Consider the following 14,245-nt stretch of genomic DNA (forward strand, 5'->3'; position numbering starts at 1 on the left):
AAAAATGGCTCGATTAAATGTTAATCCAACCCGTATGGAACTTTCCCGATTGAAAAAACAGTTAACTACGGCCACGAGAGGTCATAAGTTGCTGAAAGACAAACAAGATGAATTGATGCGACGGTTTATTGCGCTAGTCAAAGAAAACAATGAGTTACGTATTCAGGTTGAACAAGAAGTGACGGATGCGTTATCAAATTTTGTATTGGCAAACGCAACGTTGAACGAAGCCTTTATTGAAGAGTTAGTGGCAATTCCAGCCGAAAAAGTTGAATTAGAAATTATTGAACAGAACATCTTAAGTGTGCCAGTTCCTAAAATGATTTTTGATTACGATGAATCGGTTCAAGAAGCACCCTTAGATTATGGCTACGTGAATTCAAACAGCGAGCTTGATCAAGCTTTTGCTAAAATTTCAAGCATTTTACCGAAATTATTAGCACTTGCAAATGTTGAAAAGACGTGCCAATTATTATCAAAAGAAATTGAAAAAACGCGTCGTCGTGTCAACGCCTTAGAGTATATGACGATTCCACAATTAGAAGAAACAATTTACTACATTCAAATGAAATTAGAAGAAAATGAACGTGGCGAAATTACACGTCTAATTAAAATTAAAAGCATGAACAAAGAAAATTAATGGTTAGAAAGAACGAGTGCGAAGCCAGTTGGTAGCTTTCGTGCTCGTTTTTAATAAAAAAGGGAGTGGAAAAAATGAAAAATGAAGAACGCCGCAAAGCGATTGCACTGAATTGTCAAAAATACGAAAGTGACTATGCTCACTTGGTGGAACCAATCAATGAGCTACTGTTAAACTTGGGAGCGGCTATTTCAGAAGAAGCCGCGAAGCAAATCATTCTGAATGTAAAACGATATCATCACGGCGTGAAATATCTTCCTGAGTGTCATTTAGATGAAAGTAACCAATTTATCGAAGATGGGCTTGAAGCTCTTAAAAAGGGAGATTTAGGCAACGGTGCGTTACAACTATTTGGGGCTGGCTTAAACTTTGCTAGTTTTGCAACAAAAGCACAAGGAACCAAAAAAATTGATGCCCACCAAATGTTGGCAGAACGTTTTACGAAGTTGTTGTCTGTACAAATGGATAATGATAACAAACAATAAAAAAATACCCTTGGTTTATTAAGTCATCTTAATAAACCAAGGGTATTTTCTTAACTGTTATCATTAGGATATTCAGACACCTGTAATTGCCATAACTTATCTGTCACTGAAGCAATAAACGCAGCACTCTTAGCATTATCAGGTCCTTTAGTAAAAATTGCTAAAGCAAAGGGGTGAGGTGTTTCTAAAATCCCCATATCATGAATAAATTCATCATAGGAACCAATTTTATGAGCAACTTTTCCTTGAGTTGTGGGAGTATCCATTCTTTCATGGAAAACACTTTGTTTCATAGAATCATAAATCGCTTGGTAATCTGGTTTTGTTGCTTTTTCAGTATATAATTTTTGTAGAATAACAAGCGCATCTTCCGAAGAAAATTGTGGCTCTTCAATCGAAGGTGTCTTGTGCAAATAACGCTGATACATTTCTCGTTTTGCTTTTGCATCACCACCCAATGTATCATAGAGCATATTTTTAGCGATATTATCAGAATAGGTGATGGCATATTCTTGTAACGTTTTTAATGGATATTCTGGTTGGATATTATAGGCAATGATCCCAGTTCCTTCTTCATAATCTTCTTCGGCGTTATAGGGAATCAGGTCTGTCCATTTTTTTTGACCAGAAGCAACCGTGTCGGCGACTAGCATCGTCAGGGGCACTTTAATAGTACTAGCTGTATAAAATTCATGTTGGCCATTCACGGAACGCTGTTCGCCAGTTTCCAAATCTAAATAACTAATCCCGACCGTTCCTTCAAATTCTTTGACAGAAGCGACGAGCAGGTCATTTATTTTATCAAAAAATACTGTATTTGCTGAATTATTTTCTTCCTTGTCTTTCGTATGCTTCTCATGTTTGGCGGAATCAATTGTAACTTTTTGTTCAGATTCTTTGGCATAATCTTCGCCACGACTTGAGAAGAAGAAGCCCACAATTAGGAAAAAGCAAAGAAAGAAAATGGTGCCGTATAGTGAGAGTTGCTGTTTCTTCAATGTAAAACCCTTTCCGTTTCTCTAATAGATATTTTTCTCAACTCCTCCATTTAATCATTTTTCGGATAAGAGCGCAAGCGTCTTTTTAACGGCACTACTGGTTTTGTTTCATTTGTTTTTGGAGTGCTTGCGATTGCTTTAATAGCTCTTTGCCGATAGTGGTATCTTTCACCAATAGCCGCTGTAAGGGACGATCGATGACTTGTTTGATGGAATGAATGTCTTGATTATTTAAAATGGCTGTTTCTTTACTAGAAAAAGATTTATGCGCGGTCAGTTGTAAACCAAACGAGTTGTACAACAATGTATAACCAGCAATTCCAGTAATTGTCTGATAAGATTTTGAAAAGCCGCCGTCAATTACGAGAAGCGTGCCATTTGCTTTGATTGGCGATTCGCCTTTTGTTCGTTTAACTGGTGTATGGCCATTAATGATATGTCGATTTTCACCAGTCACTTCAAATTCATCTAGGATTCTTTCACAAACTTCAACCGTATCACGCAAAGAGTAGTAAGGATTCTTTTCTTCATGATGTGTTTCTTTTTCAGCGAGAAAATAACGCTCAAAGGTTTTCATAGCTCGTTTACCAAATAATGAGGAACCTTCGCCACACCAAAGATACCATAAACAATCTGTTGCATAGTCATCTGTACTAGCAGGCTGAGCATAAGCTTCTTCTAACATTTCCTGAAAGAAGTCAACTAAAGCTTTTCCTGAATAGGAGTGGCCTTTAAATGTATAAGCTTGAAAAGTACCGTCCGCATTCAGAGGCAGACAGCCATGAATCAATAAATTTTGATTATACACAAGGTAAAGAGAAGCTTTTTCCATTAGAAAGTGCATGTGTTTTGTTAACCGCGGTGAAGATTGAAATTGCGTTAATAAATCATCAATTATCTGTTTTTCCTCACGTGTTAATTGGTAAGGCTGCTCTTCAGAAACGGTTTGGAAACAGCTGTTAATTAATGTATAACGACATTTGTCAAAAGTAATAGTTTCCCCTTGAATCTTATCTAAGCGTAGCCGATGTGCCAAGTTAAAATCAGGGCGTCGACCAATAATTTGGCCTTCTAGTTTTTCTTGAATAATGGCAATGGCTTGTTGCACACGCATCGCTACTTGTTTTTCAGCTTCAGTTAACGCACGATAGGGATTTTTCTTGGGTGCAAAAGCAGGATTTTCTTTATACGTTTCTAAACTAAATTTTTTTAAGGCGGTTAAATCGATAGCATAACGTTCTTCTAACAAATCTAAATTTCCATAGCGAGCACAAATACGTACTACATTGGCTAAACAAGCCAGTGAACCACTATAAGCAGCCAGCCAAATCATATCATGATTGCCTAGTTGAATATCCAAGGAGTGATAGGACATTAATCGGTCCATAATTTTATCTGGTGCTGGCCCCCGATCATAGATATCACCAATAACATGTAGGTGATCAATAATCAGACGTTGGATTAGATAAGCTAATTCTGTCACGAAACGTTTGGCTTCACCTAGTAAAATAATTTTTTCAATAATTTGTTGATAGTAACCGTTTTTGGTTGTTGTTTCATCATATTGATAAATCAATTCTTCGAGAATATACCCATAGGTTTCAGGAAGGGCTTTGCGAACTTTAGAACGTGTGTACTTCATCGAAGAAGAACGGACGATTTCAACCAGACGGCGAATCGTTAATAGCCACCATTCATAAGAGAGGGCGCTTTCATTTTCTAAAAGTGTTAATTTTTCTTCTGGATAGTAGATAATAAAACAAAGCTCGTCCATCTGATGGGCATTTAATTCTTGTTTAAATAAAAATTGAACTTTTTCTCGGATTCGCCCAGAACCATTTCTTAAAATATGGTCAAAAGCTTCAAATTCACCATGTAAATCACTGACAAAATGTTCTGTTCCTTTCGGTAAATTCAAAATTGCTTCCAAATTAATAATTTCTTCAATTTGTTGATCGCGGTTCAGTGTAGCCAAGTCATCTGCCTTCTTTCTTTTTCGTATATACCAATTTTGATTTAAAAGATTAAAGTCTTGATAATAAAGGTTTTTTATTCGTATGCCAATTATTGTAGGCTATTTGGCTAAAAAAAGCAACAGGAGAAAGTCAGAGAAAAATGTGGAAAATTATAGGAAGCTACTGGGTTTTATGCTATGATTTTTAATAAAACAAAATGAAGGGGCGGGAAAACATGTTATTTGGTACAGCAAAAATGAATCGGGAAAATCATTTAGAAATCGGTGGTTGTGACATCGTAAAGTTGGTGAAAAAATTCGGGACGCCGTTATTTGTCTATGATGTCGCTCATATTCGCGCACAAGCACGTGGTTTTAAACAAACGTTAAATCAATTAGGTATCAAAAATAAAGTGGTTTATGCAAGTAAAGCATTTAGTTGTTTAGCTATTTATCAAGTGTTAAAGGAAGAAGATATTGCTTGCGATGTTGTCTCTGGTGGAGAACTATTCACAGCTTTAAAAGGGGGCATGGAGCCAGCGGAAATTGAGTTCCATGGAAATAATAAAACCCCTGAAGAATTACGTTATGCTTTGGATAACAAAATAGGTACAATTGTCATTGATAATTTTTACGAAATTGACTTGTTGGAAGAATTATTAGCTACACGAAACCAAACACAAAAAGTTCTTTTTCGAGTGAGTCCTGGCGTGGATGCAGAAACACATGATTACATTTTGACAGGTCAAGAAGATTCAAAATTTGGTTTTGATGTTGCAAGTGGCCAGGCAACAGAAGCGCTCGTTCGTCTTTTATCGAATCCCTCTTTTGATGTGCAAGGGGTCCATTGCCATATTGGCTCGCAAATTTTTGCTGTGGAAGGCTTTTTAGCTGCTGTTGAAAAAATGTTCACTATTTTAGAAGACTGGCGGCAAGTCCATCAATTTACAGCACGTGTTTTAAATATGGGTGGTGGTTTTGGTGTGCAGTACACGCAGCAAGATGAGCCATTAGCACCAGCAACATTTGTTGAAAAAATTGTTTATTCCTTGAAAGGTCATTGTGAACAATTAGGGTATCCACTGCCTGAGCTTTGGATTGAACCAGGCCGCAGTTTAATTGCCGAAGCGGGCACAACGATATATACAGTTGGCGCGCAAAAAGAGGTTCCTGGTGTTCGTCATTTTGTTTCCGTAGATGGTGGCATGGGTGATAATATACGGCCTGCTTTGTATCAAGCAGTTTATGATGGTTTTCTAGCGAATCGTGAGGGGCATGATTCAGTCAAGAAAGTCACAGTGGTTGGTAAATATTGCGAATCAGGAGATGTCTTACTTCGAGATATTTTATTGCCAGAAGTTAAAGCAGGGGATTTATTGGCCATTAGTAGTACGGGGGCTTACGGTTATTCAATGGCAAGTAATTACAACCGAAATCCTCGACCAGCGGTGGTTTTTGTCGAAGATGGACAAGCAAAATTAGTTGCTCGCCGTGAGACATATGAAGATATGACAACGTTGGATTGTTGATAGATTAAAAGTAGCCGCCTCTTTTTGAGACGGCTGCTTTTTTTCAAAAAATAACAAAATGTAAGGGTGATTTCTTTCAGAAATGAAAAATCCATAGTATATTAAATGAAGAAGGAAATACTTTAGAAGAGGGTGTGATTTGCAGATGAAATGGCTCCTCGGGTTACTGATCATTTTTGCAATGATTGGCGTTGTTTTTTCTGTTTACATTGCCAATTATTTTTTGAAAATCGCGTTGCTTAAAGACAACCCTTGGTATCATAAAAAAGGGCATCGGTTATTAAATCCTGATAATTTTCAAGAACGAGAAACAAGATATACTAAAATAGAAGAACAACAAAAACAAGAAGGCGAAGCTTTTTGGACAGAGTCTTTTGCTGAAGATCGTTGGTTGAAAATTAAAGATGAAACATTGTATGCACGGTGCTTTATTCCTTATCCAGATAACCATCGTTGGGCGATTTGTGTGCATGGTTATCGTTCAAACGGAAAACGCGATATGGCATATACTGCATTACGTTTTGCAGAAGAAGGCTACAATGTTTTAGTTCCCGATTTGCGTGCGCACGGGAAAAGTTCAGGGAATAAAATTGGGATGGGATGGCTGGATCGGTTAGATTTATTAAGTTGGCTTAGTGAAGTTCTTGCCATTGATATGGAAGCAGAAATTATTTTAGTGGGCGGTTCCATGGGAGCGGCTACTGTCATGATGGCAAGTGGTGAAAAGTTACCAACGAATGTGCGCGGATTAATAGTGGATTGTGGCTACACTTCTGTTTATGATGAATTTAAATACGTCCTACATGAATCTTTTCATTTACCCGCTTTTCCTATTTTAACAATTGCTAATCAATTAGCATTAAATAACTATGGCTTTCAATTGAAAACCGCTTCTTCCGTGAGACAATTACACAAAAATACGTTGCCCACATTCTTTATTCACGGTACAGGTGATCGCTTTGTTCCAATGACAATGTTTGAAGAAAATTTAGCGGCAACTCAGGGGATAAAAAAAGGCCTCATTGTTGCTAAAGCACCACATTTATCTTCAAGTGTCTACGAACCTGAAAATTATTACAGTAGTATTTTTGAATTTTTGGAAGAAAACTGTCCTGCGGTAAAAACAATATCCGACTAAAAAAGACATGGATTTTCATGATTCCATGTCTTTTTTTTGTCTGACTCGTTTAGTTAAATTTAAAGTGCTTAAAAAGAAAAATAACGGCGCCAAACTACCAAGGCAAAGGAACCATTTCATTGAATAAGTTAACTCTTGCTGTAAAAGAGATTCTCGTATATAGCTGAAACCTTCGCCATGGACCCGCAAATAAATATAAATGTAAGCAAAAAGAATCACTAAAGGCAAAATACAGACTTCTAATATTTCCAAAAGATAAGGAAAGGTTTTATTTAATAATTTGAGGCGTGTCTTATTCAATAGATAAGCAAAAATGAAAATCGACCATAAAAAACCAAAAAAACTAATCAAATAAAAAATCAGATTCGCACTTCCTGCGTTCATAAAAGCTTTCGGGAAAAGTAGTCTGCCGATGAATGTATTTTTAATTGTAAAAGGAACATCAAAAATGGAAATATAAAGACAAAAAAGTACTAATGTTAACAAGGCATGCCAAATCTTTTTCTCCATTTCATTTAAAAAATATCTAATTACTTGGTACATTTCCATAAACTGTCGCTCCGTGTTTGAAATAATTGTAGTTTTGACTATACCATAGCTGTTCTCAATTTTCTTGAAAAAAATACACGCAACCAGCCTCGACTATACGAAACACACAGAGTGTCTAAAAAATAAGTTGCCGATCGCATTTTTTCGCATGCTAGTGTTGCACTTCTGTTTCGTTGGTGTTTTCTAATTACTGATTTGTTGATTAAAAAAGGGCAGGAGGGAGCGTTTTTCTAGTATAATAATATAAAAGAATATAGAGAAAATCGTAGGATGGGAGTTATTCAAAGTGGCGGAGATTACAGTTAAGACAATTTCAGCGAAAGATGATTTAAAGAAGTTGCTTTTGGGTCAAGAGTATGACCAACAGCAGCCAGTTAAAAATATTTTAAAAGCTAGAACATCGAATGTCCATATTGAAAAGTACGAGGTTGTGGAGGATGTTTTTTTAAAGTTAACTGGGAAGGCGACCGAGCACAAAGATATTATGAACTCATTTTGGACAACGTATAAAATTATGTTACAACTTGTTTATCCCAATTTCTTTAGACCAGCGGAAGTAATTGGGGAAAATCAAGAAAGCTATTTAGAAAAACCTTCTGAACAGAATTTGCTTGCAGTAAATAGCAAGTATCCGCCTCATGATTCCGGGACATCGGCTGTGATTTCGGACCGATATTTAACTTATTTTGACCAAGCTTTTCCTGACTATTTACCAAATCCTGTACCCAAAAAATATACATGGAATGAATTCCTTCTCGACAATTTTACTAACTTTGAGCGAGTTCATCAGGACCCACAATTAAAGCGTTTTGCCGAACTTACCCATTCAATTGGAAACATTACAGTAGTTCCAATAGGATTTAACAGCGGAAGAAGCTTATCGTTTAAAGATTATTGGGATTATTCCTTAGAACAACTTTCGATATTTTTAGCTTCATTTCATTCATGGGAAAGCTACGTTCATACGTATGAGATGCAACCATTTTTAAATGAACAGTATCAACCAGTAGCGCTATGGAAAAATCATTTGAAAAAAGACTCGTTTATCTTACCTCAGAATATAGAGGAGATAAATGAATATTTAGTTCAAGTAAATCAACGAATAGAAAAAAGAGGGCAGCGAATAGTGAATCGGTTGTAATGAAATAAGAATCGCCTTTTCGCTAAATGTTGAAAGACTCGAATCGTGTGCTCTTTTATTGACTCAGAAACAGAGAACAATTAAACTACTAGATTAGTATCAAAAAATAATTGCGTATAGGGCTAACCAGTCGCATGTTTAAATACCTTTTCGGTCTTATGTAAGTAACAAAAGTTATTAGTACGAAGCAATCATTTTAGAAAGGAGCTTTTATGCAATTCACATTATTAAATCAAGAAAATCAAGCCTATTGGGAAGCAACCTACATAGAAGCTTTTCCAGAAGAAGAGAGACTGCCATTTGATCAATTATTGACGTCTTCTCAAGCAGGAAAATTTCATTTGTTTGTTATTCAAGAGGCGGATGAGAACGTGGGGATTTTGTTAAATAGTCCAATTGCACCTGAAGCAACCTATGTCTTTTTCTTTGCAATTGATCAGCACCACCGAAACCAACGATTAGGCTCAACCGTGTTAGAGTTATTGAAGACACGTTATCCTAAGGGGGTTCTTTTAGAGAGTGAAGAAATTGGCAAAAATGCAGCGAATGAAGCCCAAAGAGAAAAACGTTATCAGTTTTATGAAAGAAATGGCGTGCAGGATACAGGGTATCTGATTATGGATAGAGGACTCACTTTTCATATCATGTTTGCTGGAGCGTCAGGCTTCGGTGGAACGCAGCTACAGTTTTTATTAGACTTCCATCCAGTAGCAAAAATTTGGAAAAAGCCAAGTATTGATGGCATCAGGTAGTTTTTTTCAAATAAGTAAATTAAACAAACAAAAAAACATATGAAAGAACGGACCAATCGGTTCTTTCATATGTTTTTTATCATTAGTCTCGAAATAACTAGCGAATACCCAAAGCAATTCGTGCGTAACGGCTCATTTTATCCGTTGTCCAAGCAGGATACCAGACTAATTTTACTTCGATATTATTCACTTCAGGAATATCTTTTAAAACACCATGGATTTGTTCTGTTAAAACATCTGCTAACGGACAACCCATTGTGGTTAAGGTCATTTTGATGACAGTATCACCAGTTTCTTCTGCAAATTCAACTTCATAAATTAGTCCTAAATTAACAATATCGATGCCTAATTCAGGGTCAATCACTGTTTCTAATGCAGTTAAAATATCTTCTTTAATTGCTTCAACTTCTTCGGTTGAACGTTGTTGAGGTTGTTCACTCATTCGTCTTCTACTCCTTTGCAAGTTGCCTCTTTACTATCATACCTTTTTTAAGAATGTTTGTAAATGAGAAGTATCTCACATGTCATGGAATTTACTGATTTATTAAAAAAGCTCATAAAATTAGAAATTCATTTTATTTTAATTGAAATCTCATTATTTTGTTGACATTAGAAAACAATGAGTTTAGAATGATCGATAACAATCTAAATTTAATTTTTGGATATTTTTAAAAAACTGAATTTTCAGTCAATTGGAAATATCAAAGGGAGGATTTTATGAAAATTAAGCAGGTACATGTTAGGGCATCGAAAATTAAACTGAAAGAAACATTTACGATCGCTTTGGGGACGATAGAATCAGCGGATAGTGCAATTGTGGAAATTGAAACAGAAGAGGGATTAGTTGGATATGGAGAAGGAGGGCCAGGCATTTTTATTACCGGTGAAACGTTGGCTGGCACGATTGAAACGATCGAATTATTTGGCCAAGCAATCATTGGCTTAAACCCCTTTAATATTGAGAAAATTCATGAAGTGATGGATAAAATATCTGCTTTCGCTCCAGCGGCAAAAGCAGCAATCGATATTGCTTGTTATGATTTGATGGGTCAGAAAGCTCAACTGCCTCTTTATCAATTGTTAGGCGGCTATGATAACCAAGTAATAACGGATATTACACTAGGTATTGATGAACCAAATGTGATGGCACAAAAAGCCGTCGAAAAAGTCAAACTAGGTTTTGATACATTAAAAATTAAAGTCGGAACAGGAATTGAAGCTGATATCGCAAGAGTAAAAGCGATTCGTGAAGCAGTTGGCTTTGATATCAAGCTCCGCTTAGATGCAAATCAGGCTTGGACGCCCAAAGATGCTGTTAAAGCAATTCAAGAATTGGCAGATTATCAAATTGAATTAGTGGAACAGCCAGTTAAAAGGCGCAATTTAGAAGGTCTAAAATACGTTACTTCACAAGTTAATACGACAATTATGGCTGATGAAAGCTGTTTTGATGCTCAAGATGCGTTGGAATTAGTTAAAAAAGGCACAGTCGATGTTATCAATATAAAATTAATGAAGTGTGGCGGCATTCATGAAGCGCTGAAAATTAATCAGATTTGTGAAACAGCAGGCATCGAATGCATGATTGGTTGCATGGCGGAAGAAACAACCATTGGCATCACGGCTGCTGCCCATTTAGCTGCTGCTCAAAAGAATATCACACGAGCAGATTTAGATGCGACATTCGGTTTAGAAACTGCGCCCGTAACTGGGGGCGTATCCTTAGAAGCAAAACCATTATTGGAATTAGGAGAAGCAGCTGGATTAGGCATTTCTCATTAAAAAAGGAGTAAAGCAAATGAAGTATGATTTAAAGTATCTTAGTGTCCCTTTGCCTGAGGAAATTCAAAGGGTGAAAGAATTTGGCGATTTTGCAAGTGCGGATATTGCCATTGATTTTTGGTTGACAAAAGAACTTCCGCAGGCATTAAAAGAACGTTTGATAATTGAAAAAGATGTCATTAAAATGATGCGTATGAATGAGTATCCTCATAGCTTTGCAAAAGCTGATCAAATGATGAGAGACACTTTTCAGGATTATCAAACAGAGGAATTAATTCGTTTAAAAGAAACGGGATTAGTGGACTGGGTTTATATTGATGGTGAACCGTATTTCCAACTTCGATTTTTGGCCAATTTAATTAAAACAAATGCGGCATATGTTGCACGTTTGCGGGAAGCAGAAAGCAATCAATTAGAAATTCTCCGCAAAAAAGAACTAAAAGAGAACATCGAACAAATGCAAAAAAACGGTGGTAGAAAAGTGAGAACAACAATTAAAGCCACCATTCAGGTGAAAAAAGAATTTGAGCGTCCAGGTGAGCGTGTTCGTGTCCATTTGCCGCTGCCCAAAGCGTGTCAACAACAATCAGAAATTGAAATCCTAGCTACGTCACCTGAAGCAACCTATATTGCGGCAGAAGATGCGCCTCAACGAACACTGTGTTTTGAAACAATCTTAAAAGAAAATCAAACGTTTACAGTTGAATATTGTTATGTTAATCGGATGGTTTACCAACAGTTAGAAGAAAATAACGTAGACAAAATGCAACCAAGCTTTGATTTAGAGGAACAGTTACCGCATATTCGATTCACGCCTTATTTAAGAAATTTAGCAGATGAGATTGTAGGCGATGAAAGTAATCCCTTAAAAAAGGCACGCTTGATTTATGACTTTGTGACGACAAAGATTCATTATTCTTTCATGCGTGAATATTTTACAATTTCCAATATTTCAGAGTATGCTGCAACTAATTTAAAAGGTGACTGCGGCGTGCAAGCGATTTTGTTTATCACGCTTTGTCGGATTGCAGGGATACCAGCCAAATGGCAATCGGGATTATATGTTTCTACACATTATACAGGCTGTCATGATTGGGCACAATTTTATATAGAACCGTACGGCTGGCTCTTTGCGGATTTGTCTTTTGGCGGAGGTGCTTACCGAGACGGGGATAGACAGCGGTGGAATCATTATTTCGGCAATTTAGATGTTTTTAGAATGGTCGCAAATAGTGAGATCCAGGCAGACTTTCAGCCGTCAAAAATGCAATTGCGTGCAGACCCAATTGACAACCAGCGGGGAGAATTTGAGTACGAAAATGAGGGCTTGCCCTACGCATGCTTGATAGTTTCGCAAGAACGGCTTTCCATGGAAGAGTTGCCGTTTGATTGACACATAGGGGGAATAGTATGAAAAAGTTAAAAATGATGGGGATTATGTTATTTGTTAGTACGGTCTTGGTAGGTTGTGGCACAACAGCAGAAACAAAAATAGACGAGAAAGCAACTGATAAAACCAGTGTCTCGAAAAAAGTTTTAAATTTAATGGAGAACTCGGAAATCGGTTCAATGGATTCTATTTTTACACAAGATGAAGCCAGTATTAACGCACAGTCCAATGTCTTTGAAGGGTTATATCAATTGGATGAAAAAGATCAACTAATACCTGCTGCTGCTAAAGAGATGCCAGAAATTTCTGAGGATGGCAAACGATATACCATTAAACTAAGAGAAGATGGCAAGTGGTCCAATGGTGATGCTGTAACAGCCAATGATTTCGTTTTTGCTTGGCGTAAATTAGCGAATCCCAAAAACCAAGCTAATTACTTTTTCTTGTTAGAAGGAACGATTCTGAACGGAACAGCTATTACAAAAGAGGAAAAAGCACCAGAGGAATTGGGTGTCAAAGCGCTTGATGATTATACTTTAGAGGTTACTTTAGAAAAGCCTGTACCATATTTTACGTCGTTATTGGCATTTTCTCCATTTTTCCCACAAAACGAAGCATTCGTGAAAGAAAAAGGACAAGCCTATGGCACTTCTAGTGAAATGATTGTATCTAATGGTCCGTTTTTAATGAAAAATTGGGATCAGTCAGCGATGTCGTGGGATTTTGTGCGTAATCCCGACTATTACGATAAAGAAAAAGTAAAATCAGAAACGATTCATTTTGAAGTTCTTAAAGAAACAAATACCGTTTACAATTTGTACGAATCAGGTGAATTAGATGTGGCTGTCTTAACAGGAGATTTTGCTAAACAAAATCGAGACAACCCAGACTATGAAGCAATCGAACGGTCAAAAGTCTATTCCTTACGTTTAAACCAAAAAAGAAACGAAAAACCATCCATTTTTGCAAATGAGAATGTCCGCAAAGCTTTAGCTTATGCTTTGGATAAAAAAAGTTTAGTCGACAATATTTTAGCAGATGGTTCAAAAGAAATTTATGGGTACATTCCAGAAAAATTTGTATATAACCCAGAAACGAATGAAGATTTTCGTCAAGAAGCAGGCGCCCTTGTCAAAACAGACGCCAAAAAAGCCAAAGAGTATTTAGATAAAGCAAAAGCAGAGCTAAACGGAGATGTAGCCATTGAACTTCTTTCAAGAGATGGTGATAGTGACCGAAAAGTTGCTGAATTTATCCAAGGCCAGTTACAAGAAACGTTGCCAGGTCTCACTATTAATGTCAAAACAGTTCCTTTAAATAATGCGATTGAATTAATGAGAAAAGGGGATTATGAATTGTCTGTTGGCATGTGGGGACCCGATTATCAGGATCCAATGACTTTCTTAGAAAGCTCAGTTAGTGGTAACCGTATGAACTATTCTAGCCCAACGTTTGATCAACTAATTGAAGAGTCAACAACTAAATACGCAAATGATCCTGAAACTCGTTGGCAAACATTAATTAAAGCTGAAAAAGTATTGGTGGAAGAAGATGCCGCTTTAATTCCTTTATACCAAGAGGCTCGTAGTCAGCTTATACGACCAGGTGTCAAAGGTATTCAGTATCATAACTTCGGTGCAACGAGCACATATAAGTATGCCTATAAAGAATAAATTAGTGAAAAAAAGTACCTTTAGCTGAAGGTACTTTTTTCCCGATAAGAGCTTCTTTTTTGTTAATAGTCAACAATTAATAAAAAAATAATTGAAAAAGGTTGACAAAAATAATGATACTCGTTAGAATAAGCACTGTTAACAAATGAATAGCGTTTTCATGTGACTAGATAATACTAGGCATGGAAGAATTTCGTAATACAATGTGGTGTAC

At 36.7% G+C, this 14,245-nt stretch carries 13 protein-coding genes; 9 read left to right on the forward strand and 4 right to left on the reverse strand.

The window, feature by feature from the left end:
- Window positions 1-4 precede the first annotated feature (4 nt).
- Window positions 5-640, forward strand: a complete 636-nt coding sequence (locus AB1I62_RS07045; RefSeq protein WP_002357673.1) for a V-type ATP synthase subunit D — start codon at window positions 5-7, stop codon at window positions 638-640.
- Window positions 641-714: 74 nt separating this feature from the next.
- Entirely contained in the window at window positions 715-1,125 is a 411-nt protein-coding gene (locus AB1I62_RS07050) for a hypothetical protein (protein WP_048737241.1), read from the forward strand.
- Between the two features lie 50 nt (window positions 1,126-1,175).
- On the opposite strand, the gene AB1I62_RS07055 is transcribed toward AB1I62_RS07050, so the two are convergent.
- Entirely contained in the window at window positions 1,176-2,063 is an 888-nt protein-coding gene (locus tag AB1I62_RS07055; RefSeq protein ID WP_048737255.1) for a serine hydrolase, read from the reverse strand.
- Between the two features lie 154 nt (window positions 2,064-2,217).
- The gene (locus tag AB1I62_RS07060; RefSeq protein ID WP_048737239.1) at window positions 2,218-4,098 is read right to left on the reverse strand and encodes a fructose-1,6-bisphosphatase; all 1,881 of its coding nucleotides are present in this window, start codon (window positions 4,096-4,098) and stop codon (window positions 2,218-2,220) included.
- Window positions 4,099-4,295: 197 nt separating this feature from the next.
- Here AB1I62_RS07060 and lysA point away from each other — a divergent pair, with 197 nt between their 5' ends.
- Both lysA and AB1I62_RS07070 read left to right on the forward strand, forming a co-directional pair.
- Window positions 4,296-5,606 (forward strand): diaminopimelate decarboxylase, encoded by a 1,311-nt coding sequence (gene lysA, locus AB1I62_RS07065; protein WP_048737237.1) that lies wholly within the window; start codon window positions 4,296-4,298, stop codon window positions 5,604-5,606.
- A gap of 145 nt (window positions 5,607-5,751) precedes the next feature.
- Entirely contained in the window at window positions 5,752-6,744 is a 993-nt protein-coding gene (locus AB1I62_RS07070) for an alpha/beta hydrolase (RefSeq protein WP_016617300.1), read from the forward strand.
- Window positions 6,745-6,759: 15 nt separating this feature from the next.
- Here the strand turns inward: AB1I62_RS07070 and AB1I62_RS07075 are convergent, their stop codons facing one another.
- A complete protein-coding gene (locus AB1I62_RS07075) occupies window positions 6,760-7,293 on the reverse strand; it encodes a hypothetical protein (RefSeq protein WP_002360384.1) in 534 nt (177 codons plus the stop codon).
- A gap of 286 nt (window positions 7,294-7,579) precedes the next feature.
- Between AB1I62_RS07075 and AB1I62_RS07080 the strand changes: the two genes are divergently transcribed.
- Together AB1I62_RS07080 and AB1I62_RS07085 are read left to right on the forward strand one after the other, a co-directional pair.
- Window positions 7,580-8,434 carry a hypothetical protein gene (locus tag AB1I62_RS07080; protein WP_002369437.1) on the forward strand — a complete coding sequence of 285 codons (855 nt, stop codon included), beginning with the start codon at window positions 7,580-7,582 and terminating at the stop codon, window positions 8,432-8,434.
- A 212-nt stretch (window positions 8,435-8,646) separates the two neighbouring features.
- Entirely contained in the window at window positions 8,647-9,186 is a 540-nt protein-coding gene (locus tag AB1I62_RS07085) for a GNAT family N-acetyltransferase (RefSeq protein WP_048737232.1), read from the forward strand.
- A 97-nt stretch (window positions 9,187-9,283) separates the two neighbouring features.
- Here the strand turns inward: AB1I62_RS07085 and AB1I62_RS07090 are convergent, their stop codons facing one another.
- The gene (locus tag AB1I62_RS07090; RefSeq protein WP_002357660.1) at window positions 9,284-9,628 is read right to left on the reverse strand and encodes a metal-sulfur cluster assembly factor; all 345 of its coding nucleotides are present in this window, start codon (window positions 9,626-9,628) and stop codon (window positions 9,284-9,286) included.
- Between the two features lie 275 nt (window positions 9,629-9,903).
- Here AB1I62_RS07090 and AB1I62_RS07095 point away from each other — a divergent pair, with 275 nt between their 5' ends.
- The 3 genes from AB1I62_RS07095 to AB1I62_RS07105 are packed head-to-tail and all read left to right on the forward strand — an operon-like array spanning window position 9,904 to window position 14,031.
- Complete coding sequence (locus tag AB1I62_RS07095; protein WP_048737230.1) at window positions 9,904-10,968, forward strand: dipeptide epimerase; 1,065 nt, start codon at window positions 9,904-9,906, stop codon at window positions 10,966-10,968.
- Window positions 10,969-10,984: 16 nt separating this feature from the next.
- Window positions 10,985-12,361 carry a transglutaminase-like domain-containing protein gene (locus AB1I62_RS07100; RefSeq protein ID WP_002369433.1) on the forward strand — a complete coding sequence of 459 codons (1,377 nt, stop codon included), beginning with the start codon at window positions 10,985-10,987 and terminating at the stop codon, window positions 12,359-12,361.
- Between the two features lie 17 nt (window positions 12,362-12,378).
- On the forward strand, window positions 12,379-14,031 hold the full coding sequence (locus AB1I62_RS07105) for a peptide ABC transporter substrate-binding protein (RefSeq protein ID WP_048737228.1): 1,653 nt from the start codon (window positions 12,379-12,381) through the stop codon (window positions 14,029-14,031).
- Window positions 14,032-14,245: the final 214 nt, after the last annotated feature.

This window comes from Enterococcus sp. AN402 (genome assembly GCF_040719405.1).
Lineage (GTDB): Bacteria > Bacillota > Bacilli > Lactobacillales > Enterococcaceae > Enterococcus > Enterococcus faecalis.